The organism is Citrobacter amalonaticus, from assembly GCF_018252635.1.
Lineage (GTDB): Bacteria > Pseudomonadota > Gammaproteobacteria > Enterobacterales > Enterobacteriaceae > Citrobacter_A > Citrobacter_A amalonaticus_E.
The window spans coordinates 409,191-431,432 of record NZ_JAGTXM010000003.1 but is presented as its reverse complement, the minus strand read 5'-3'; the positions used below and the strand labels follow the sequence as shown (position 1 = coordinate 431,432).

The window sequence follows — 22,242 nt, the reverse complement described above, 5'->3', positions numbered from 1 at the left end:
GAGAGTGATGACAAACCTCATCCCTCTACCGGACAAGCAGAAATCGCCTAATTAAAAACCAGGAAAATCAATTTATTGATTTTCGACTGATAACCGCAAAGAAGGAAAAACCACGTTTTTTCCTTCTTTGTCAGCGGCCTGAGGCACCCTGAAGGGTGCCCTGATTTACGCTTTGAAACGGCTGTCACGGCCGTGCGGTTCATCGAGATCCTGCCACGGGCCAATGGAAATAATGCCCGTCGGGTTAATGGTTTTATGACTGCGGAAATAGTGATTGCGGATATGGTCAAAGTTGACCGTGTCTGCGATGCCTGGCATCTGATAAATATCGCGCAGGAAACCATACAGGTTGAGGTAGTCGCTGATGCGATGCTTGTCGCATTTGAAATGCGTGACATAGACCTGATCAAAGCGGATGAGCGTTGTCCACAAGCGAATATCTGCCTCTGTGAGCCGATTACCCGTCAGATAGCGATGCTGACCGAGGATCTGCTCCAGTCGCGCCAGCGCGGTAAAGACGTTTTCTACGGCGTCGTCATAGGCTTGCTGGCTGGTGGCAAAGCCCGCTTTATAGACGCCATTATTAACGTTGTCATAAATCCAGCCATTCAGTTCGTCGATCTCGTTGCGCAGTTCAGGCGGATAATAGTCCCCGGCTTTTGCGCCCAGCGCATCAAAAGCCGTATTGAACATGCGAATGATTTCAGCAGATTCATTACTGACAATCGTATGGTTCTTTTTATCCCATAAGACGGGGACGGTGACGCGGCCGCTGTAATGAGGATCGGCGTGCAGGTAAAGCTGATACAGAAACTCGTGCTGATATAAAGTATCGCCCGTGGCCGCCGGAAAATCATCGTCAAAGGTCCAGCCGTTTTCCAGCATCAGTGGATGCACAACCGAAACGGAGATAAACGGCTCCAGTCCCTTAAGCTTACGCAGGATTAACGTACGGTGCGCCCACGGACAGGCAAGAGAAACATACAGGTGATAGCGGTCTTTTTCTGCCGCAAAACCGCCTTCGCCGGAGGGACCCGGCGCGCCATCCGCCGTGAGCCAGTTGCGAAATGCCGATACAGAACGTTGAAATTTTCCCCCGGTGGATTTGGTGTCGTACCAGGTGTCATGCCAGACGCCGTCGATCAGTTGTCCCATGATTTCTTTCCCTCAGATAGCAAAAACGAGGAGAAGATCCCCTCGTTCTTTTCATTCATTATAGAGCGCTTACCACTTTTTGTTCAGAACACGGTCGATACTGAATGCGCCCGGACCAGTGATGCCCAGCAGCAGGAAGCCGCCAGCGATGGTCAGGTTTTTCATGAACATCAGTGAGTTCACGCCTTCCGCAAAGTTGCTGTGGAAGATAAACGCGGTCAGCAGCGTGAAGCCTGCGGTAAACAGCGCGGTGGTACGGGTCAGGAAACCGAACAGAATTGCCAGACCGCCGCCAAACTCAAGCAAAATGGTCAGTGGCAGCAGGAATCCCGGAACGCCCATCGCTTCCATATACTGTTGGGTACCTGCGTAACCAGTGATTTTCCCCCAACCTGCGGTAATAAACAGGATTGGCATCAGAATACGCGCTACCAGTACACCAACATCTTCTAATTTTTTCATTCTTCTCTCCAGGAACTACACAAACTGCTGATTTTGTTTTTTGGTGCAATTTCGCGGTGTTCCGCGTCATTGCTGTCGATGGAGAGAATCATAAGCGTGGAGGATGAGAATTGTTAGCAAGGAAAACTGTCAATATTTATCAAAAATTTTGATTTTGCGGTGGGGTGGTATTGACGATCGGGTAAGCGAGGCGCTCCCGGTATAGCTGCCGGATGGCGGCTACGCCTTATCCGGCCTACCTATTGAGTGTGAGAGTCGGATGAGAGAAGCGCCATCAGGCAACTGATGAGCGCAGCGTTTTTTTAACCAGCCGCCAGACGCTCCAGACGCCGACCCCGCGCTTTGCCCAGCGCACGAGCAGGTTAGGGTGGCGAATTGTCCACACCGCCATCACGCTGCTGCCGACCAGCGCCCAGGAGCGTAGGCTCAACAGCGTGTTCCAGCCACGATCGTAAGCGCCCGTGGCTTCCAGCCAGTCACGACGACTGGCTGAAAGATCCAGCCGTTGCTGTTGGATCTCACGAAGCAGTCGGGCCTTACGTTGCACACGTTCGACTTTACCGCTCACGGCTCTCCTCCTCGAGCAATTGACGGTCATTCGCCAGTTCCTGGCGGGTATGACGTAACAATGTGGAACGCCGCGCTTTTCGCAGCGTCCATATTCCGCCAATGAGTGCCAGAACCAGCAGAACGACCGTGGTGGCAATCATCGCATTGAGCCGATACTGCGGATCGACGGCCCAGATGATTAACACCATCAGGCTCATCAAACCAAATGCAGCGAAGAGCATGGTGAGCCCCAGCATCAGCAGAAGCTGAAAAAGGTTCGCCTTTTCTTCTTCAAGCTCGACGACGGCCAGACGTAACCGCGTTTCCACCATCTCAACGAGAAGAGTGACAATCCGCTGCCCGATGCCCAGAACGCTTTTCCCGGGCCCTTGTGCGTGATGAGGATCCGCCATCATTAACGACGCGTCAGCAGAACGCCCAGCACGACACCCACGGCCGCGCCAATCCCGACGCCGGTCCACGGATTTTCGCGCACATAGTCGTCAGCACGCGCAGCGGCTTCACGGGTTTGTTTGGCAATGGCATCACCCGTTTCACCGAGACGATAGCGGCTCTCTTTCAGGGCGCGCTCGGCTTTGCTGCGGATCTTACTTAACTCTTCTTTCGATTTATCACCAGAGGAGTTCAGTACCTCTTCCAGCGTATCGGCCAGGGACTTCAACTCAGCGCGCAGATGTTCCGATGTGTTTTCTTTCGACATAGTTTTCTCCAGGTGAGTAAGTGGTACTGATACTTAGTAGTCGCGAGCCTCGAGCTCTTTCAGTTCCGCTCGCGCTTCAGCCAGTTTACGCTCGCGTTTGGCAATTTTGTCCGCATCGCCTTTTTGCTTTGCTTCGGCGAGATCGCGCTGACGTTCGGCGATCTCTTCCTTCTGCTCAGCAATTTTTTCCTGATGATCGGCACGCAGCTTGCTGTCAGTACAGTGGGCTCTGACTTCGCTGAGCGCTTTTTTCAGCCCATTGATGCGATTCTGGTTATTGTGCTTCTCGGCGTAGCTGATTTCCCGTTGAATATCCTGCTCTTTTTCCTGACAGAGCGTGTTAGCGTAGCTGCCAGCACTGAGAGCGAAAAGGGAGATAGCGAAAGCGATGCGGTATTTCATTCTTGAACCTTCCATTGTGACTCGTCCCCATGAATTCAGGAACGATGATCCAGTGATAAAGCGACAGGGTTACCCCATCGCTTCATTAATCATAGACATTAATCGCAGAAATCACCAAAGTGGGTGATATGATTCGGATTCCTGGAGATTACCCTACCCGATGCGGGGCATCGCGTAAACGTGACAACCACTGAACGGCCTGATTGTTATCATCCTGTTGGGCAATGATGTAGCCGTGTGGCAGCGTTTTGTCGAGCACCGCTTTGGCCGCGGCGCTCTGGGCGCTGGAATCGAAAGTGATAAGAAGAGTGTCATTCTTCGGTGTAATGCTTTTAAAACGAATGCCGTTAGCATCGAGGTGATGCCAGATCGAGAAGCCGTCCGGCATGCTGGCCCCCTGGTGGACGGCACGGATCGCCAGCGTGGATTCTTGCTGACGAACCGCTGACCAGACCAACAGCATGGCGCTCAACGCCAGCAGAAAGGCGGTGCTCCAGGCCAGTTGTTTAAGCGTTATGCGCGGTTTCAACATCCCTCACCCTCGATTCCCGTATTTCTTTTTCCACAGGACGACCAGCGAGCCGCCCAGGCCAAAAACCAGCAGCACGACGGGTAACAGCATCAGGCATGACATCAGCTGATCTTCATACTTCAGAAATACCGGCGTTTTCCCCAGCAGATAACCCAGGCTGGTTAAAATCAGCACCCACAGCAACCCACTCATCCAGTTGAAAAATTGAAAGCGGGCATTATTCAGGCCAGATAAGCCAGCGATAGTAGGCAGCAAGGTACGAACAAACGCGATAAAACGGCCAATCAGCAGGGCGGAAAGGCCATGCTTATGGAACAAATGGTGGGCGCGTTGGTGATAGTGGGCAGGCAGGTGCGATAACCAGTTTTGGACGATGCGGGTATTACCCAGCCACCGGCCCTGAATATAGCTCAGCCAGCAACCGAGGCTTGCCGCCGCAGTCAGCAACAGAATGGTTTGCGGAAAACCCATTGCACCTTTGGCAATCAGTACGCCTACTAACACCAGCAAACTGTCGCCAGGCAAAAAGGCGGCTGGCAGCAACCCGTTCTCCAGAAACAGAATCATAAATAAAACAAAATACAGCATGCCAATCATGGAAGGATTGGCCAGTGTTTCAAAATCCTGCGCCCACAGGGCATGCAGTAATTGAGTCAAAAGTTCCATTCAGTATTCCAGGTCGAATTGGTTAACGTCACGCCGGGTTTAACAGTTTGCTACGCCGCATCATTGTTAGTGTTTTACATGGTGTGCGGGCGGCGCAAAGCCGCGGCCTGAACTATTCCCTGTTAAAAGTTATGAAGTAAGCAAGCACTGACAAACATAAATTCGAATTGCATCTAATTGTAACAAAGGTCAACGTAGTCCGTTATAGAAATTACACGTCCGTGAAAGGTGATTTTGCTGATCGCAGGAGAGGGTGGCGAGAGGATTTACACAGGCTGACACTTTATACCTTTCGCTTACTGACAGGCGCAGCGGCGCGCCTGTCGTATCAAGAACGATTATTTTGTCGCGTTAGCCGCTGTATCGAGATGAACAACCGGATTTTCGGCAAACAGGTAACGGTCGGCATTAAATTCAAAATCGTCGCTGGTTTCATTGAACAGCATGATTTTCGTGTTTTCGAGGTGCTGCCACATCGCCAGTTTTGCCGCGTGCGGATCTTTACGGATCAGCGCCTTAAGAATTTGATCATGGTCGTCGCACCAGTTATCCACGGTACGCGCATCAATATGTTCGTGCAGTTTCTTCCAGTACGGGTTGTGACTGCGCTGAGTCCACATTTTTTCCACGATAGCGGCCAGTGCGGAGTTCTGCGTGGCTAACGCTACCTGAATGTGGAATTGCAGGTCCCATTCTGAGTCGCGGAAACATTTTTCGTTGCGCGCCTGTTCCTGGATCGCCATCAGCTTCATGATGTCCTGCTTGGTGACCTGGGTTGCGGCAAACTCCGCAATGTTGCTTTCGATAAGCTGACGCGCCTGGAGCAATTCAAAAGGACCGTAGTTGGCAAATTCCAGCGACTCGTCAGTGGCCTGCTGGTAGCGCGGTTGATTGGAAATCACGTGAATTCCGGAACCCTTACGGACCTCAACAAACCCTTCGACTTCCAGCATGATGATGGCTTCACGAACCACGGTACGGCTGACATTTTTTTCATCGGCAATAAAACGCTCTGCAGGCAATTTATCACCCACCAGGTAAACGCCCTGTTCGATGCGCTCTTTTAAATCAGCAGCAAGTTGTTGATACAAACGTCGTGGTTCAGTGATTTCCATATGCACTCCAGGCATGATACGGCAGACTGTATTTGTTATACCACTTTCGCGAGTTTGGCTCTATACGCAGAAACGAAAAAGCCGCCTGCGAGTGCCAGCAGGCGGCTGAGATTGCTTACGCGTTATCCGTCGGCAGACTAACTTTGCGGCGCTGGTTCATCGAACTGCGGGCCAGAATCGACGTCACTGGCCGGTTTGTTTTGCAGCACGGTCCAGATAACCAGCGCGCCCAACAGGTCGAACACGGCCAGTACCGCAAACAGCGGGCTGAAGCCAATGGTGTCTGCCAGCGCACCGACCACCAGGGCGAACAGCGTACTCGCCAGCCAGGCAGACATCCCGGTCAGACCGTTCGCCGTTGCCACTTCGTTACGGCCAAAGACGTCAGAAGAGAGGGTAATCAGCGCGCCGGACAGGGCCTGGTGAGCAAAACCACCGATACACAGCAGCATGATGGCGATGTACGGGCTGGTGAACAAACCGATCATCCCAGGGCCAATCATCAGCACGGCACCCAGCGTAACGACCATTTTACGCGAGACAATCAGGTTGACGCCAAACCAGCGCTGGAACAGCGGTGGCAGGTAACCACCTATGATGCAACCGAGGTCAGCAAACAGCATCGGCATCCAGGCGAACATGGCAATTTCTTTCAGGTTAAAGCCATAGACTTTAAACATGAACAGCGGGATCCAGGCGTTAAATGTCCCCCAGGCTGGCTCTGCCAGGAAACGCGGCAGAGCGATACCCCAGAACTGGCGGTTACGCAGGATCTGCGCGAGTGACATTTTCTTTTTGGTGCTGTTTTTGTGCTGTGCTTCCTGACCATTAATAATGTAGTCGCGCTCTTCGTCCGTCAGTTTTTTCTGGTCACGCGGATGCTTATAGAAGATAAGCCAGGACATGGCCCAGACGAAGCTCAGGGCGCCAGAGATGATAAAGGCCATCTGCCAGCTGTGCATCACGATCGCCCAGACAACCAGCGGCGGGGCGATCATCGCACCGATAGAGGAGCCGACGTTAAAGTAACCGACCGCAATGGAACGCTCTTTCGCCGGGAACCATTCGGAACTGGCTTTCAGGCCTGCAGGGATCATCGCGGCTTCTGCCGCACCAACCGCGCCACGCGCCAGCGCCAGTCCACCCCAGCTTCCGGCCAGCGCGGTTGCGCCACAGAAAACGGCCCACAGCACGGCAAACATGGCATAGCCAATTTTGGTACCCAGAATATCCAGCACATAGCCGGCAACAGGTTGCATGACAGTGTAAGCAGCAGAATAGGCTGCGATGATATAGGAGTACTGTTGGGTGGAGATGTGCAACTCTTCCATCAGAGTTGGCGCAGCTGCCGCCACAGTGTTACGCGTCAGGTAACCCAGCACGGTGCCAAGCGTCACCAGTGCAATCATGTACCAACGTAACCCTTTAATTTTACGCATGTAAAACCTCATCGTTTTGTTATTTCCGCAAAGATCGCGGTCATCTTCCTGCCAATGGCAGAGGATGCTGTTTACGACGGGGTAACCAAAAAAAGCCGGTACGCCCGAACGTTGCCATAAATAAATTTTGCTAATTCGGTTTCCGTACCGGTCAATCCGATGATGAATCATCGGTAACTTTGCATTCCGTCGGCTTATGTATCGCGACGGCAGAAAGATAACTTGTCATACAGCTTTAAAAGGTGAGTGCCATCACAAAAGTGTGAATCTTAGCGTGGTTATTATTTCGATTCAGCGATGTCAGAGCTGGCGCGGGATGGGGCGCTGTTTACCTCTTCGAGGGTAAATAATTTGTCAGCATTTATTGATCTATCTCACGAAAATATCTACAGGCTATGGAAATTGGTGTGATAACTTTGTCAGCATCGCTACATAAGCAATCAGACGCACTCGTTGAGAGGAAGACGATAATGACCCCGTTTATGACAGAAGATTTTCTACTTGATACTGAATTTGCCCGCCGTCTGTATCATGATTACGCCAAAGACCAGCCCATCTTCGATTACCATTGCCATCTGCCGCCGCAGCAAATCGCCGAAGATTACCGATTCAACAACCTGTATGACATCTGGCTGAAAGGTGACCATTACAAATGGCGCGCAATGCGCACTAACGGTGTCGCAGAGCGCCTGTGTACCGGCGACGCTTCTGACCGTGAAAAGTTTGACGCCTGGGCGGCGACGGTTCCGCATACTATCGGCAACCCGCTATACCACTGGACACACCTTGAACTGCGCCGTCCGTTCGGCGTGACGGGAAAACTGCTTTCTCCGTCAACGGCGGACGAGATCTGGAATCAGTGCAACGAGCTGCTGGCGCAGGATAAATTCTCCGCGCGCGGCATCATGCTGCAGATGAACGTGAAAATGGTTGGTACGACTGACGATCCGATCGATACGCTGGAGCATCATGCCACGGTCGCAAAAGACAGCAGCTTCTCCGTGAAAGTCTTGCCGAGCTGGCGTCCGGATAAAGCCTTCAATATTGAGCAGGCTACCTTCAACGATTACATGGCGAAACTGGGTGAAGTGTCTGACACCGACATTCGTCGCTTTACCGATCTGCAAAGCGCGCTGACCAAACGTCTGGACCACTTCGCGGCGCACGGCTGCAAAGTTTCCGACCACGCGCTGGATGTCGTGCTGTTTGCAGAGTCCAGTGACGCTGAACTGGATAGCATTCTGGCACGTCGCCTGGCGGGCGAGACGCTGAACGAACATGAAGTGGCGCAGTTCAAAACGGCTGTGCTGGTGTTCCTGGGCGCGGAATATGCGCGTCGCGGTTGGGTACAGCAGTACCATATTGGCGCCCTGCGCAATAACAATCTGCGTCAGTTCAAACTGCTGGGGCCGGATGTGGGCTTTGACTCCATCAATGACCGTCCGATGGCTGAAGAGCTGTCAAAACTGCTCAGCAAGCAGAACGAAGAAAACCTGTTGCCGAAAACCATTCTCTACTGTCTGAACCCGCGCGATAACGAAGTGCTGGGCACCATGATCGGTAACTTCCAGGGGGAAGGGATGCCGGGCAAAATGCAGTTCGGTTCCGGCTGGTGGTTCAACGATCAGAAAGACGGCATGGAACGTCAGATGACGCAGTTGGCGCAATTGGGTCTGTTAAGCCGCTTTGTCGGCATGTTGACCGACAGCCGCAGTTTCCTCTCCTACACCCGTCATGAATACTTCCGCCGCATTCTGTGCCAGATGATTGGCCGTTGGGTGCAGGCTGGTGAAGCGCCGGCGGATATTCAACTGCTGGGCGAGATGGTGAAAAACATTTGCTTTAACAATGCGCGTGATTACTTCGTCATTGAACTGAACTAAGGTCCGGGGTTGATATGCAATACATCAAAATCCATGTGCAGGATAACGTTGCGGTCGCGCTGGCTGATCTGGCACAGGGAACCGACGTCACAGTGGACAATCACACCGTAACGCTTCGCCAGGATGTCGCTCGCGGACATAAATTTGCCTTGAGTGACATCAAGAAAGGGGCGTACGTGATTAAGTATGGCCAGCCTATCGGCCATGCTTTGGCGGACATTGCGGCGGGTGAACATATTCACGCCCACAATACTCGCACCAATCTGAGCGATTTGGATGAGTATAGCTATCAACCTGATTTTCAGGATCTCCCTGCCCAACCTGCGGATCGCGACGTGCAGATTTATCGTCGCGCTAATGGGGAGGTTGGGGTACGAAACGAACTCTGGATCCTGCCAACCGTTGGCTGCGTCAACGGGATTGCCCGCCAGATCCAGAGCCGTTTCCTGAAAGAGACCCATGATGCCGAGGGCACCGACGGTGTCTTCCTGTTCAGCCACACTTACGGCTGCTCGCAGCTTGGCGACGATCACATTAATACCCGGACGATGCTGCAAAACATGGTTCGTCACCCGAATGCGGGCGCTGTGCTGGTCATTGGCCTGGGGTGTGAAAACAACCAGGTCGATGCCTTCCGCGAAACGCTGGGCGATTTCGACCCTGAACGTGTGCACTTTATGATTTGTCAGCACCAGGACGATGAAGTAGAGGCCGGACTGGAGCACCTCCATCAGCTTTATGAGGTGATGCGTCACGACAAACGCGAACCGGGGAAACTGAGCGAGCTGAAGTTTGGTCTGGAGTGTGGCGGTTCTGACGGGCTTTCCGGGATCACGGCGAACCCGATGCTTGGCCGCTTCTCTGACTATATGATTGCCAACGGCGGCACCACCGTGCTGACCGAGGTACCGGAGATGTTCGGTGCGGAGCAACTGTTGATGAGTCACTGTCGCGATGAAGAAACGTTCGGCAAACTGGTTACGATGGTCAATGACTTTAAGCAGTACTTTATCGCCCATAACCAGCCGATTTATGAGAACCCTTCGCCGGGTAATAAAGCCGGTGGGATCACGACGCTGGAAGATAAGTCGCTGGGCTGCACGCAGAAAGCGGGCTCCAGCCAGGTGGTTGACGTGCTGCGCTACGGGGAGCGTCTGAAAACTCACGGACTGAATCTGCTGAGTGCCCCGGGTAATGATGCGGTTGCCACCAGTGCGCTGGCGGGTGCCGGTTGTCATATGGTGTTGTTCAGCACCGGTCGTGGTACTCCTTACGGCGGGTTTGTGCCGACGGTGAAAATCGCTACTAATAGCGAACTGGCCGCGAAGAAAAAGCACTGGATCGACTTTGATGCTGGTCAGTTGATCCACGGCAAAGCGATGCCACAACTGCTCAATGAGTTTGTGGATACCATTGTCGATTTTGCCAACGGTAAGCAGACCTGCAACGAACGTAATGATTTCCGCGAACTGGCTATCTTTAAAAGCGGCGTAACGTTGTAAAAAGTGCCGGATGACGGCGAAACGCCTTATCAGGCCTACGCTGCCAGGCCTGATATGCGCAGCGCCATCAGGCATTGTTAATGGAGTTGATGTCGTTTATGACCGCGTATTGGCTGGCTCAGGGCGTAGGCGTGCTCGCGTTTCTGATCGGCATTACCACGTTTTTCAACCGCGATGAGCGTCGCTTCCGACTCCAGCTTGCCGTCTATAGCGCCACGATAGGCGTACACTTCTTTCTGATGGGCGCCTGGCCTGCCGGGATGAGCGCGGAACTCAATACCGTGCGTACCCTGGTGTCGATGCGCACCCGCAAACTGTGGGTGATGGCGCTGTTCATTATCCTCACGCTGGTGCTTGGGCTGGCAAAACTACAGCACGCGATGGAAATTCTGCCCATCATCGGCACGCTCGCCAGTACCTGGGCGCTGTTCCGCTGTAAAGGATTAACCGTACGCTGCGTGATGTGGTGTGCGACAGCCTGTTGGGTGGTGCATAACTTTTGGCTGGGATCGATCGGCGGCACACTGATCGAAGGCAGTTTTTTGGTGATGAACGGGCTGAACATTATCCGGTTCTGGCGCATGAAACGCCGGGGAATCGATCCGTTCAAAATAGAGAAAAGCGTACAGGAAGAGAACCCTTCCGCCAGATGACGGAAGGGTCAGGCGCTTAGCTGCGCAGAGGATTATTCGCCAGACGTTCGTCTTCAGCCTGACAGGCCGCAGCGGTAAACAGGACGTCAGTTGACGAGTTCAGTGCGGTTTCACAGGAATCCTGCAGTACGCCGATGATAAAGCCGACAGCAACAACCTGCATGGCGATATCGTTCGGGATACCAAACATATTACAGGCCAGCGGGATCAGCAGCAGCGAGCCACCCGCAACACCCGATGCGCCACAGGCACACAGAGAAGCGACAACGCTCAGCAGCAGCGCGGTAGGCAGATCCACCGGGATCCCCAGCGTATTAACCGCCGCCAGCGTTAACACCGTAATGGTGATCGCGGCGCCCGCCATGTTGATGGTTGCACCCAGCGGGATAGAAACGGAATAGGTGTCGCGATCCAGATTCAGTTTTTCACACAGCGCCATATTCACCGGAATATTCGCCGCAGAACTGCGGGTGAAGAAGGCGTAGACGCCGCTTTCACGCAGGCAGGCAAAGACCAGTGGGTATGGGTTGCGACGAATTTTCCAGAACACCAGCAGCGGGTTGATAACCAGCGCGACCAGCGCCATACAACCGACCAGCACGATCAACAGTTGCGCGTAGCCCCACAGTGTCTCGAAACCGGTGGTTGCCAGGGTGGAAGAGACCAGACCAAAAATACCGATCGGCGCAAAACGAATCACCAGTTTCACCATAAAAGTGACGGCGTTCGACATATCATTGACCAGATTTTTGGTCGTGTCGTTGCCGTGACGCAGGGCAAAACCGAGGCCGACTGCCCACACCAGGATGCCGATATAATTGGCATTCAGCAGCGCATCAATGGGGTTGGAAACCATGCTCATCAGCAGACCACGCAGCACTTCTACGATGCCCGACGGCGGCACGATATCATGCGAACTGGTGACCAGATGCAGCGTGGAAGGGAAGGCAAAACTGAAGACCACCGCGGCAAGCGCAGCGGAAAATGTTCCCAGCAGATAGAGAAACAGAATCGGGCGAATGCTGGTTTTCTGTCCGTGCTGATGGTTTGCGATCGACGCCATCACCAGCATCAGAACCAGCACCGGTGCGACGGCTTTTAACGCGCCGACGAACAGCGTGCCGAGCAGGCCCATGGCGACCGCCGCCGGTTTTGATATCCATGCCAGTAAGATCCCCAGTACGAGACCCACCAAAATTTGTTTTACCAGGCTTCCTTGAGCCAAACGCTGTAGCAGCCCCGGAGAACGTTGCGTAGTCATTTCTTGATCCTTTCATTGTGTTATTGCTCATCCTTTGGACGTTCTGGAGACGTCTCTTTCTGGATGTAACAAAGTGTTTGCCTGGTTGAGTATAAGGAAAGATAACGCTTCGGGAAGCGAAATATGCTGGATTTTATGTTGCGGTCATATTTTATAACTTTGCATTAACAATGGTGTGACATGTTCTGCAAATAGCAGACGTCAGATTATCTATTAGCGGGGGACGCGCTAGCGCCCCCCGGCACGACAGAATTACGCCTGTTGTTTCTTATCATGCTGGTAGTTGACCCAGGCATTGACCAGTAACGTCACGACGAGGATGCCAAACACCACACCGAGCGAAATCGCAATTGGGATATGGTAGAAGTCGACGATCAGCATCTTTATACCGATAAACACCAGGATCACCGCCAGACCGTATTTCAGCATAGAGAACCGCTCTGCAACCCCCGACAGCAGGAAGTACATGGCACGCAGGCCCAGGATCGCGAACAGGTTCGAGGTCAGCACAATGAACGGGTCAGTGGTGACGGCAAAGATGGCCGGAATACTGTCGACCGCAAAAATAACGTCGCTCAGTTCCACCAGAATCAGCACCAGCAGAAGTGGCGTGGCATACAGCAGACCCTTTTTACGCACGAAGAAATGTTCGTTCTCGATGGTATCCGTCATCCGCAGATGTCCACGCAGCCAGCGCACCAGCGGCCGATCGCCAATACCGGAATTGTCCTCTTTCGCCAGCGCCATTTTCACCCCGGTGAACAGGAGGAAGGCGCCAAACAGGTAGAGGATCCAGTCGAACTGGGTGATAAGCCAGGTGCCGGCAAAAATCATTATCGTACGCAGGATGATTGCGCCCAGTACGCCATAGACCAGCACACGACGCTGCAGGGCAGGTGGCACCGAGAAGTAGCTGAATAACATTAGCCAGACAAAGACGTTATCGACGGCGAGGGATTTTTCGATCAGATAACCGGTGAGAAACGCCAGCGCCTGCGGATCGGCGACGGCGCGGCCTTCGGTTTGTACCAGGTACCACCAGAATGCGGCGTTAAACAGCAGTGAGAGTGTGACCCAGACGACGGACCAGGCGGCCGCTTGCTTCATGGTCATCGTATGTACGCCACGACGCCCCTGCAAAAAGAGGTCGATAGCCAGCATGATCACCACAACAACAGCGAATCCGCCCCATAACAACGGTGTGCCGACAGTATTCATAAACATTCCTTACGCATAAAAAAGGCCAACGTCGGAAGACGTCAGCCGCTGCTTTTTTATGCATAGACCTCGCCTTCCGGCAAGGTCTCACTTACAACAAAAAAAGAATGCGTTAACGCATTCCTTTTTCGTTGCCCGGTAACCGGATGTGGTTATTCACACATCGTAATGACGATCGACCGACAATGAAGTTACTCCCCTTTGCAGGTAACAAAATATGACAGGCCACGCATTCCGTCAATGGCCTGTAACATCTGTTTTACAATGTTTTACGCAGTGGCTGCGCGGCTGACATCGTCTGCCGGAAAGATGACGCCGGTCTGGCGACGAATCTCGGTTAACAGTTTTGCCGTGATGCGACTGTTGGACAACCCAGGGTGATTCACTTCATTGGCGTCTACCAGTGCTGCGAACGCCTCTGCCTCATACAGCATAGTATTGATGTGCTGCGGTTGTGTCAGATCCTGGATTTTCCCGCCGCGCGGAACAAAGCAAACTTTCTGGCATTCGGAGATTTTTTCGATCGCCAGCGATCCGGCTTCGCCCTGAATTTCACTGTCGACAACGGAATCACTCACTTTGGAATGCTGGAGGGTGACGCTAAAATCACCGTAGTCCATCACTACCACGCCGTGGGCATCCACGCCGCTCTCCAGCAGGCTGGCAGAGGCCTGTACGCTGTGCGGTTCACCCCACAGCGCCACGGCAGAGGCCAGACAGTAGAAACCAATGTCCATGATCGAGCCGTTAGAGAAGGCCGGGTTAAAGGTGTTCGGATTTTCGCCGTCAAGATAGCGCTGATAGCGCGACGAGTACTGGCAGTAATTGAGGAACGCTTTGCGCACCTTACCCACTTTCGGCAGCGACTGCTGTAACAGCAGGAAATTAGGCAGACTGGCGGTTTTAAAGGCTTCGTAAAGTACCACCTGGTTTTCCCGCGCGCAGGCGATGGCGGCTTCAACTTCGGCCAGATTCGACGCCAGCGGCTTCTCGCAGATCACATGCTTTTTATGGCTCAGAAAGAGTTGAGTCTGAGGAAAGTGCAGTGAGTTCGGGCTGGCAATGTACACGGCGTCAATCGCATCGCTTTGCGCCATCGCATCCAGCGAGGTAAACAGATGCTCGACGAGGTAATCATTGGCGAAGGTTTGCGCCTGTTCGAGGCTGCGGGAATAGACTGCGGTTAACTTATATTTGCCGGTCTCATGGGCGGCATCCACAAACTGGCGGGTGATCCAGTTTGTGCCAATCACTGCGAAACGTATCATAAATGCCTTCAGGCTCCATAAAGGGATTCTGTCGTCAATTTAGCACGCCTTTATGACAAAGCCAGTGCGCTACTGCGCAGTTTCCTTTAATGACAACTGCGTCAACCAGAGCCGCGTATCAAATTCCAGCTGGTGATAGTGCGGTTCCATGTGACAGCAAAGCTGATAAAACGCCTTGTTGTGCTCCTTTTCCTTCAGATGCGCCAGTTCGTGGACGACGATCATTCGCAAAAAGGGTTCTGGCGCGTTGCGAAACACGGTGGCAACGCGGATCTCGGCTTTCGCTTTCAGCTTGCCGCCCTGCACGCGAGAGACTGCCGTGTGCAGGCCGAGCGCATTCTTCAGCACGTGGATCTTGTTGTCATACATCACTTTATTGACAGGCGGGGCGTTACGCAGAAACTGACTTTTCAGATCCTGGGTGTATTGCCAGAGTGCTTTATCCGTTGCGAAATCATGCGTTCCCGGATAGCGCTTTTCCAGCACCTTGCCCAGTCGTTGCTCGGCAATCAGCGTGCGCACCTGTGAAATCAGGTTTTCCGGATAACCCTGGAGGTAGTTCAGTACGTTCATCTCTGTCCACGCCAATCCACAAAATTGAGGTATACTCACGCACCCTTTTACGGGATACGCCAAAATTTTACCATTCAGGAGGGCCGATGAGCCACACAGACAACGGTTTCCGTTCACTGACACTAAAACGTTTCCCGGAAACGGACGACGTTAACCCACTGCTGGCGTGGGAAGCGGCGGATGAGTATCTGCTGCAACAGTTGGACGATACGGAGATTCGCGGCCCGGTACTGATCCTGAATGATACCTTCGGCGCGTTGAGCTGTGCGCTGGCGGAGCAGTCGCCCTACAGTATTGGCGATTCTTATTTAAGCGAACTGGCAACGCGGGAAAACCTGCGTCATAACGACATCGCCGAGTCCAGCGTCAAATTCCTCGACAGCACGGCGGAATATCCCCAGGCGCCAGGCGTAGTGCTGATTAAAGTACCCAAAACGCTGGCCTTGCTTGAGCAACAGCTGCGCGCGCTGCGAAAAGTGGTAACCCCGCAAACCCGGATCATTGCTGGCGCGAAGGCGCGGGATATCCATAACTCCACGCTGGAGCTGTTTGAGAAAGTGCTCGGGCCAACGACCACCACGCTGGCGTGGAAAAAGGCGCGTCTTATCAATTGCACCTTCAGTGAGCCAACTCTGGCCGATGCGCCGGAAACGCTGAGCTGGACGCTGGAAGGCACCGACTGGATCATCCATAACCATGCCAACGTCTTCTCCCGTACCGGGCTGGATATTGGCGCCCGCTTCTTCATGCAGCACCTGCCAGAGAATCTGGAAGGGGAGATTGTCGATCTCGGCTGTGGCAACGGCGTGATTGGCCTGACACTGCTGGAAAAAAATCCGCAGGCGAGCGTGGTCTTTGTGGATGAGTCACCGATGGCGGTGGCATCGAGCCGCCTTAATGTGGAAACTAACCTGCCCGAAGCGCTCGATCGCTGCGAGTTTATGATTAACAACGCGCTGTCCGGTGTTGAGCCTTTCCGTTTTAACGCCGTATTGTGCAACCCACCGTTCCATCAGAAGCACGCGTTGACGGATAACATCGCGTGGGAAATGTTCCACCACGCCCGTCGCTGTCTGAAGATCAATGGCGAGCTGTATATCGTTGCCAACCGTCACCTCGACTACTTCCACAAGCTGAAGAAGATCTTCGGCAACTGCGCCACCGTTGCAACCAACAATAAGTTTGTGGTGCTCAAAGCGGTGAAAGTTGGCCGTCGCCGCTAATGCGTGTGCCGGATGGCGGCTTCGCCTTATCCGGCCTACGTATTGGGAGGCTATCCTGTAGGCCTGATAAGCGTAGCGCCATCAGGCAGATTAAATGTCCAACGCCAGACGGGTTCCCTGGGCAATAGCCCGGCGGGCATCCAGTTCCATCGCCACATCGCAGCCGCCGATTAAGTGCACCGTTTTCCCTGCCGCCTGCAGCGGTTCTGCCAGCTCACGTCGCGGTTCCTGACCGGCACAAATAATGACGTTATCGACTTCCAGCGTCTGCGCTTCACCACCGATCAACACGTGCAGACCGATATCGTCGATCTTCTGATAGCTGACTGCCGGGATCATCTTCACACCGCGTGAAAGCAGGGTCGTGCGATGGATCCAACCAGTGGTTTTCCCCAGTCCTTCGCCGGGTTTGCTGGTCTTACGCTGGAGCATCACAATCTGGCGCGGGCTGCGAGCCAGATGCGGTCCTTCCGGACGTAATCCGCCGGCCTGTTGCAGGCTGGTGTCGATACCCCATTCCACACAGAAATCGGCAATGCTCTGGCTGGTGGGTTCGCCGGGTTGGCTCAGGTACATCGCGGTATCAAAGCCAATCCCGCCGCAGCCAACGATAGCCACCCGACGTCCCACCGGGGTTTTATCGCGCAACACGTCGAGATAGGTTAAGACCTTCGGATGATCGATACCGTCGATTGGTGGCCTGCGCGGCTCGATCCCGCTGGCGAGGATCACCTCATCAAATGGCAGGAGATCGTCTGCCGCCACGCGATGATCCAGCTTCAGGGTTACTCCGGTGATGTCGATCATCCGGCGGTAATAGCGGAGCGTTTCATAAAACTCCTCTTTGCCGGGGATCTGTTTGGCAATGTTGAACTGCCCGCCGATCTCGCCCTGTGCGTCAAAGAGGGTGACGTGATGGCCACGTGCCGCCGCGTTGATGGCAAAGGCAAGGCCTGCCGGGCCCGCGCCGACGACAGCCAGATTTTTTATTGTGGTAGCCGGAACGACAGGCATTTTGGTTTCGTGGCAGGCGCGGGGATTCACCAGGCACGACGTGACTTTGCCGACGAAGATCTGATCCAGACACGCCTGATTACAGCCGATACAGGTATTAATTTCATCGGCACGCCCCGATTGTGCTTTTGACAGCAGTTCGGCATCCGCGAGGAACGGGCGCGCCATCGACACCATATCGGCATCACCGCGCGCCAGAATCTCATCGGCAACCTGAGGATCGTTAATGCGGTTGGTGGTGACCAGCGGTAGCGAAACGTGACCTTTTAGTTTACGCGTCACCCAGCTAAACGCACCGCGCGGCACTGGGGTCGCGATGGTGGGAATGCGTGCTTCGTGCCAGCCAATCCCGGTGTTGATTAGGGTTGCACCTGCGGTTTCGATGGCCTGCGCCAGTTGCACGGTCTCTGCGAAGGTGCCGCCGTTTTCCACCAGATCGAGCATCGACAGGCGGTAGATAATAATAAAGTCATTCCCCACCCGCTGACGCACTGCACGTACAACTTCAACGGCAAAGCGCATACGTCTGACATAATCACCCCCCCAGGCGTCGTCACGCTGATTGGTCCGCAGGGCGAGAAACTCGTTAATCAAATAGCCTTCTGATCCCATGATTTCGACGCCGTCGTAACCGGCTTCCCGCGCCAGTTGGGCACAGTGAGCGAAGTCTTCTATCAGTTGCAGAATTTCTTCGTGGCTCAGGGCATGCGGGGTAAACCGGTTGATTGGCGCCTGAATTGCGGAAGGGGCCACCAGTTGTGGTTGATAGCTGTAGCGTCCGGTATGGAGGATCTGTAGGGCAATTTTTCCGCCTTCGTTGTGAACCGCATCGGTAATGACGCGATGATGCGCCACCTGGCGGACGTCATTAAGCGTGGCACCGCCTTCCATTCCTACACCAGACTCGGCAGGCGCAATACCTCCCGTGACAATCAGCGCGACGCCGTGCCGGGCGCGTTCAGCGTAGAACGCAGCCAGGCGCTCCGCTCCATCTGGGTACTCTTCCAGTCCGGTGTGCATTGAACCCATCAGCACGCGGTTTTTAAGCTGAGTAAAGCCGAGATCGAGCGGGGCGAACAGCGACGGATAGCTCATAAGATTGTCCAGTATGTAAAATTATTGTTATGTGGTCGGATGAGTGTCTAATTTAGCCGTCGACGAGTAAAAGGGAAAAGGGGAATGCGATGATTGTGATGGGATTCAAAAAAGTGTGGGTCGTTGTAGGCCGGATAAGCGTAGCGCCATCCGGCGCTACGCTTATCCGTTGCTATGATTTACACCTCTTCGACACTTACCCTAAGTGCCGCCAGCGCTTTACGCGCCGCTTTTAGTACCAGTTCGCACTGCTCAATGGTTAGCGTTAACGGCGGTTCGATACGGATCGTTTTCGAGTTGTTTAGCGTCCCGGCAACCAGAACCCGCTGGCGGAACATCTCGCTGGCGAAACGGTAGCCCGTTTCATTGTCGACAAACTCGATTGCCATCAGCATCCCTTTTCCGCGGGCATCCTGCACCAGGTCCGGGTACTCCCGCGCCAGTTGGCGGAAACCGTCCAGCAGGATATCGCCTTTCTGCTCCGCTTGTGCCGGTAAGTTCTGCTCCAGCAGCACATTGATGGTCGCCAGCGCGGCCGCGCAGGCCAGCGGATTGCCGCCAAAGGTGGTGGTGTGCAGGAACGGGTTATCGAACAGTACCGAGAAAACCTCTTCGGTGGCGATCGTCGCGCCTATCGGCATCACGCCGCCTCCCAGCGCTTTTGCCAGGCAGAGAATGTCAGGCTGTACGTTTTCATGCTCGCAGGCGAACATCTTGCCGGTACGTCCCATGCCGGTCTGGACTTCATCGAGGATCATTAGCGCGCCAAATTCGTCGCAGAGTTTACGCACGGCGGTGAGATACCCCTGCGGCGGCAGGATCACGCCGCCTTCACCCTGGATCGGTTCCAGTATCACCGCCGCCACATCGTCTCCGGTTTTTTTGCACTCGCTGAGCGCGGTGCGCATGGCCTCAATATTGCCGAACGGCACATGACGAAAGCCCGGCAGCAGCGGCATAAATGGCTTACGGAAGGTGGATTTAGCGGTGGCGGACAGCGCGCCCAGCGACTTACCGTGGAATGCGCCGCTGGTGGCGATAAAGGTAAACTTGCCCCGCGGTGACTGATACGCCTTCGCCAGTTTCAGCGCTGCTTCGACCGATTCAGTACCACTGTTGCAGAAGAAGCTGTATTTCAGTTTTCCGGGTGCCAGGGCTGCAAGGGTTTTTGCCAGCATGGCCCGCAGTGGGTCAAGCAGTTCCTGACTATGCAGAGGTTGTTTCGCGAGTTGATTCTGTACGGCGGAAACCACAACTGGATTACGGTGCCCCACGTTGAAAATTCCAAAACCTCCCAGGCAGTCAACAAACTCCTGTCCCTGGGTGTCGACAAGCGTATTCAGACCTCCCGCTTGCCACTCTACGGCTCCGTAATCCCCGCCGGCGGTAACAGATTTGCGATACTCTAAAAAGCCCGGATTGACATGCTCTTTGAAGTAATCAATCACCTCTCGGTTAAGTGCTTTCATCTCCTCATGATCAAGCGTTCGCTTTTCAATGAGATTCAGTGCGTGCGCACTACAGGCCAAAGCCGATGCGCTGGAAGGTAACCTGTTCAAAATATGCTCCCGGAGATCGCGTATCACATGATACCGATTTAAGTATTGCAGGGATTGCGCCATCCCGGCAGCGCTGATGAAAATCGGGATAAACACCAGGGAGAACTGTTATTGCGCAACATTTAATCTCATTTGTTAACAGCTACCGGTTTTTTGCGCAAAAAAAGACCGTGCGAGAGCGGCGTCAGAAGGGGCGATTGCGCAAAAATAGTGCGAAAGTTGCGCGATAACAGTGCGTGTCTCGCCGTGTAATTTTATAGTTGCAAAGCGAAAGTATTTTAAATCAATCAATTAGAATTCGTACAAATTATGAGGTTTAATCGCAAATTGCGATCTAAATCAAATTTAACATCTAAAGATAAATCTGTTAGCGCCGAAATAACATCTGACAAGAAGTTAACAACCAGATAACTTGCACAGGACGCGACTATGTCTTTTCAGCTCTACGTTACCCAGCAAAATACACCGCTGGATGACGATACGACCCTCATGTCAACTACCGATCTCCACAGCTATATCACGCACGCCAACGATACGTTCGTCAATATTAGCGGTTACTCACTCAATGAATTGCTGTCGCAACCGCACAACCTGGTGCGTCACCCGGATATGCCGAAAGCGGCCTTTGCCGACATGTGGTACACCCTGCAACAGGGCGAGCCGTGGAGCGGCATCGTCAAAAATCGCCGTAAAAATGGCGATCACTACTGGGTTCGGGCGAACGCGGTCCCGATGGTGCGTGAGGGAAACGTGACGGGGTATATGTCAATTCGCACCCGCGCGACCGACGCTGAGATCGCCACGGTTGAGCCGCTTTACAAGGCGCTCAATGAAGGTCGTTGTCGACGCCGAATCCACAAAGGACTGGTGGTGCGTAAGGGATGGCTCGGGAAACTGCCGGCAATGCCGGTGCGTTGGCGGGTCCGCAGTGTGATGGTGCTGATCACCGCGGCACTGGCGGCGGCGCTACACCTGTCCGGCGCGCCGTGGCTCGCACAACTGATGTGTGCGCTGGTGATGCTGTTGGGTACGGCGGCTTTTGAGTGGCAGATTGTCCGTCCGATTGAAAACGTGGCGAAGCAGGCGCTGAAGGTGGCGACCGGTGAGCGGAACAGCGTTGTGCATCTCAATCGCAGTGATGAACTGGGGTTAACGCTACGCGCCATCGGGCAACTTGGCCTGATGTGCCGCTGGCTAATCAACGACGTTTCAAGCCAGGTGTCGAGCGTCAGAAGCGGTAGTGAAACCTTAGCGAAAGGGAATGAAGATCTGAATAAGCACACGCGCCAGACGGTCGATAACGTGCAGCAGACGGTGACCACCATGAATCAAATGGCAGCGTCGGTAAAACAAAACTCAGAAACCGCGTCCGCCGCCGATAAGCTGTCGATTGCCGCCAGTAGTGCGGCGACGCAGGGCGGCGAGGCGATGGACACCGTCATTAAAACCATGGATGACATCGCCAACAGCACGCAGCGCATCGGCACTATCACCACGCTGATTAACGACATCGCTTTCCAGACCAATATCCTGGCGCTGAATGCCGCGGTTGAAGCGGCCAGGGCGGGTGAGCAGGGCAAAGGATTTGCCGTCGTGGCGGGTGAAGTGCGCCATCTGGCCAGCCGTAGCGCCAGCGCGGCGAATGATATCCGTAAGCTGATCGATGCCAGTGCGGATAAAGTGCAGTCGGGTTCTCAACAGGTCCATGCGGCGGGGCGTACGATGGATGACATTGTCTCTCAGGTACAAAACGTCACCCAGTTGATTGCACAGATCAGCCATTCAACGCTTGAGCAGTCCGACGGATTGACCAGTCTGACGCGTGCGGTAGGCGAACTTAACGACATCACGCAGAAGAACGCCGAGCTGGTTGAAGAGAGCGCGCAGGTCTCCGCCATGGTTAAACACCGTGCCAGTCGTCTGGCCGATGCCGTGACGGTGCTGCACTAATC

At 54.0% G+C, this 22,242-nt stretch carries 21 protein-coding genes; 5 read left to right on the top strand and 16 right to left on the bottom strand.

Annotated features, from left to right (window positions below; translation table 11 throughout):
- Positions 1–165 precede the first annotated feature (165 nt).
- The 10 genes from KE671_RS11825 to exuT all read right to left on the bottom strand — a co-directional run bounded on the left by KE671_RS11825 (position 166) and on the right by exuT (position 7,041).
- The gene (locus KE671_RS11825) at positions 166–1,155 is read right to left on the bottom strand and encodes a glutathione S-transferase family protein (protein ID WP_206163116.1); all 990 of its coding nucleotides are present in this window, start codon (positions 1,153–1,155) and stop codon (positions 166–168) included.
- Positions 1,156–1,224: 69 nt separating this feature from the next.
- Positions 1,225–1,617: a DoxX family protein gene (locus KE671_RS11820; RefSeq protein WP_040073926.1), complete on the bottom strand. Its 393-nt coding sequence runs from the start codon at positions 1,615–1,617 to the stop codon at positions 1,225–1,227.
- A gap of 274 nt (positions 1,618–1,891) precedes the next feature.
- Positions 1,892–2,185, bottom strand: a complete 294-nt coding sequence (locus KE671_RS11815; RefSeq protein ID WP_206163115.1) for a YqjK-like family protein — start codon at positions 2,183–2,185, stop codon at positions 1,892–1,894.
- Complete coding sequence (locus KE671_RS11810) at positions 2,175–2,579, bottom strand: phage holin family protein (protein WP_206163244.1); 405 nt, start codon at positions 2,577–2,579, stop codon at positions 2,175–2,177. Before KE671_RS11810 ends, KE671_RS11815 begins: the two co-directional genes overlap by 11 nt.
- A gap of 2 nt (positions 2,580–2,581) precedes the next feature.
- Positions 2,582–2,887, bottom strand: coding sequence for a DUF883 family protein (locus tag KE671_RS11805; RefSeq protein WP_042998228.1), 306 nt, complete (start codon positions 2,885–2,887; stop codon positions 2,582–2,584).
- Between the two features lie 33 nt (positions 2,888–2,920).
- Positions 2,921–3,289, bottom strand: coding sequence for a DUF1090 domain-containing protein (locus KE671_RS11800; RefSeq protein ID WP_061076233.1), 369 nt, complete (start codon positions 3,287–3,289; stop codon positions 2,921–2,923).
- Positions 3,290–3,437: 148 nt separating this feature from the next.
- The gene (mzrA, locus tag KE671_RS11795; RefSeq protein ID WP_206163114.1) at positions 3,438–3,821 is read right to left on the bottom strand and encodes an EnvZ/OmpR regulon moderator MzrA; all 384 of its coding nucleotides are present in this window, start codon (positions 3,819–3,821) and stop codon (positions 3,438–3,440) included.
- A 3-nt stretch (positions 3,822–3,824) separates the two neighbouring features.
- Positions 3,825–4,487 (bottom strand): DedA family general envelope maintenance protein YqjA, encoded by a 663-nt coding sequence (gene yqjA / locus KE671_RS11790; protein ID WP_042998225.1) that lies wholly within the window; start codon positions 4,485–4,487, stop codon positions 3,825–3,827.
- 338 nt (positions 4,488–4,825) lie between these two features.
- Positions 4,826–5,602, bottom strand: a complete 777-nt coding sequence (gene exuR, locus KE671_RS11785) for a transcriptional regulator ExuR (protein WP_206163113.1) — start codon at positions 5,600–5,602, stop codon at positions 4,826–4,828.
- A gap of 137 nt (positions 5,603–5,739) precedes the next feature.
- Complete coding sequence (gene exuT / locus KE671_RS11780) at positions 5,740–7,041, bottom strand: MFS transporter (RefSeq protein ID WP_206163112.1); 1,302 nt, start codon at positions 7,039–7,041, stop codon at positions 5,740–5,742.
- Between the two features lie 470 nt (positions 7,042–7,511).
- Between exuT and uxaC the strand changes: the two genes are divergently transcribed.
- The 3 genes from uxaC to KE671_RS11765 all read left to right on the top strand — a co-directional run bounded on the left by uxaC (position 7,512) and on the right by KE671_RS11765 (position 11,079).
- Positions 7,512–8,924: a glucuronate isomerase gene (uxaC, locus tag KE671_RS11775; RefSeq protein ID WP_206163111.1), complete on the top strand. Its 1,413-nt coding sequence runs from the start codon at positions 7,512–7,514 to the stop codon at positions 8,922–8,924.
- Positions 8,925–8,938: 14 nt separating this feature from the next.
- On the top strand, positions 8,939–10,426 hold the full coding sequence (locus KE671_RS11770) for a UxaA family hydrolase (protein ID WP_206163110.1): 1,488 nt from the start codon (positions 8,939–8,941) through the stop codon (positions 10,424–10,426).
- 98 nt (positions 10,427–10,524) lie between these two features.
- Positions 10,525–11,079: a YgjV family protein gene (locus KE671_RS11765; protein ID WP_061076238.1), complete on the top strand. Its 555-nt coding sequence runs from the start codon at positions 10,525–10,527 to the stop codon at positions 11,077–11,079.
- 16 nt (positions 11,080–11,095) lie between these two features.
- On the opposite strand, the gene sstT is transcribed toward KE671_RS11765, so the two are convergent.
- The 4 genes from sstT to KE671_RS11745 form a co-directional block, all read right to left on the bottom strand.
- Entirely contained in the window at positions 11,096–12,340 is a 1,245-nt protein-coding gene (sstT, locus tag KE671_RS11760) for a serine/threonine transporter SstT (protein WP_206163109.1), read from the bottom strand.
- Positions 12,341–12,592: 252 nt separating this feature from the next.
- A complete protein-coding gene (locus KE671_RS11755) occupies positions 12,593–13,558 on the bottom strand; it encodes a TerC family protein (protein ID WP_206163108.1) in 966 nt (321 codons plus the stop codon).
- A gap of 269 nt (positions 13,559–13,827) precedes the next feature.
- Positions 13,828–14,826 carry a Gfo/Idh/MocA family protein gene (locus KE671_RS11750; protein WP_206163107.1) on the bottom strand — a complete coding sequence of 333 codons (999 nt, stop codon included), beginning with the start codon at positions 14,824–14,826 and terminating at the stop codon, positions 13,828–13,830.
- Between the two features lie 69 nt (positions 14,827–14,895).
- The gene (locus tag KE671_RS11745) at positions 14,896–15,399 is read right to left on the bottom strand and encodes a M48 metallopeptidase family protein (RefSeq protein ID WP_206163106.1); all 504 of its coding nucleotides are present in this window, start codon (positions 15,397–15,399) and stop codon (positions 14,896–14,898) included.
- An 86-nt stretch (positions 15,400–15,485) separates the two neighbouring features.
- Between KE671_RS11745 and rlmG the strand changes: the two genes are divergently transcribed.
- Entirely contained in the window at positions 15,486–16,622 is a 1,137-nt protein-coding gene (rlmG, locus tag KE671_RS11740) for a 23S rRNA (guanine(1835)-N(2))-methyltransferase RlmG (protein WP_206163105.1), read from the top strand.
- Between the two features lie 90 nt (positions 16,623–16,712).
- On the opposite strand, the gene KE671_RS11735 is transcribed toward rlmG, so the two are convergent.
- Entirely contained in the window at positions 16,713–18,731 is a 2,019-nt protein-coding gene (locus tag KE671_RS11735; protein ID WP_206163104.1) for an FAD-dependent oxidoreductase, read from the bottom strand.
- Positions 18,732–18,910: 179 nt separating this feature from the next.
- Positions 18,911–20,290 carry a putrescine aminotransferase gene (ygjG, locus tag KE671_RS11730; RefSeq protein WP_206163103.1) on the bottom strand — a complete coding sequence of 460 codons (1,380 nt, stop codon included), beginning with the start codon at positions 20,288–20,290 and terminating at the stop codon, positions 18,911–18,913.
- Positions 20,291–20,719: 429 nt separating this feature from the next.
- Here ygjG and KE671_RS11725 point away from each other — a divergent pair, with 429 nt between their 5' ends.
- Positions 20,720–22,240: a methyl-accepting chemotaxis protein gene (locus KE671_RS11725; RefSeq protein WP_206163102.1), complete on the top strand. Its 1,521-nt coding sequence runs from the start codon at positions 20,720–20,722 to the stop codon at positions 22,238–22,240.
- The last annotated feature ends 2 nt before the right edge of the window (positions 22,241–22,242 follow it).

Coding starts and splice junctions, on each gene's coding strand:
- uxaC (WP_206163111.1), top strand. CDS start 7,512: ATGACCCCGTTTATGACAGAAGATTTTCTACTTGATACTGAATTTGCC.
- KE671_RS11770 (WP_206163110.1), top strand. CDS start 8,939: ATGCAATACATCAAAATCCATGTGCAGGATAACGTTGCGGTCGCGCTG.
- KE671_RS11750 (WP_206163107.1), bottom strand. CDS start 14,826: ATGATACGTTTCGCAGTGATTGGCACAAACTGGATCACCCGCCAGTTT.
- mzrA (WP_206163114.1), bottom strand. CDS start 3,821: ATGTTGAAACCGCGCATAACGCTTAAACAACTGGCCTGGAGCACCGCC.
- KE671_RS11820 (WP_040073926.1), bottom strand. CDS start 1,617: ATGAAAAAATTAGAAGATGTTGGTGTACTGGTAGCGCGTATTCTGATG.
- KE671_RS11725 (WP_206163102.1), top strand. CDS start 20,720: ATGTCTTTTCAGCTCTACGTTACCCAGCAAAATACACCGCTGGATGAC.
- KE671_RS11745 (WP_206163106.1), bottom strand. CDS start 15,399: ATGAACGTACTGAACTACCTCCAGGGTTATCCGGAAAACCTGATTTCA.
- KE671_RS11735 (WP_206163104.1), bottom strand. CDS start 18,731: ATGAGCTATCCGTCGCTGTTCGCCCCGCTCGATCTCGGCTTTACTCAG.
- sstT (WP_206163109.1), bottom strand. CDS start 12,340: ATGACTACGCAACGTTCTCCGGGGCTGCTACAGCGTTTGGCTCAAGGA.
- KE671_RS11810 (WP_206163244.1), bottom strand. CDS start 2,579: ATGGCGGATCCTCATCACGCACAAGGGCCCGGGAAAAGCGTTCTGGGC.
- exuR (WP_206163113.1), bottom strand. CDS start 5,602: ATGGAAATCACTGAACCACGACGTTTGTATCAACAACTTGCTGCTGAT.
- KE671_RS11825 (WP_206163116.1), bottom strand. CDS start 1,155: ATGGGACAACTGATCGACGGCGTCTGGCATGACACCTGGTACGACACC.
- rlmG (WP_206163105.1), top strand. CDS start 15,486: ATGAGCCACACAGACAACGGTTTCCGTTCACTGACACTAAAACGTTTC.
- KE671_RS11755 (WP_206163108.1), bottom strand. CDS start 13,558: ATGAATACTGTCGGCACACCGTTGTTATGGGGCGGATTCGCTGTTGTT.
- yqjA (WP_042998225.1), bottom strand. CDS start 4,487: ATGGAACTTTTGACTCAATTACTGCATGCCCTGTGGGCGCAGGATTTT.
- KE671_RS11765 (WP_061076238.1), top strand. CDS start 10,525: ATGACCGCGTATTGGCTGGCTCAGGGCGTAGGCGTGCTCGCGTTTCTG.
- exuT (WP_206163112.1), bottom strand. CDS start 7,041: ATGCGTAAAATTAAAGGGTTACGTTGGTACATGATTGCACTGGTGACG.
- KE671_RS11800 (WP_061076233.1), bottom strand. CDS start 3,289: ATGAAATACCGCATCGCTTTCGCTATCTCCCTTTTCGCTCTCAGTGCT.
- KE671_RS11805 (WP_042998228.1), bottom strand. CDS start 2,887: ATGTCGAAAGAAAACACATCGGAACATCTGCGCGCTGAGTTGAAGTCC.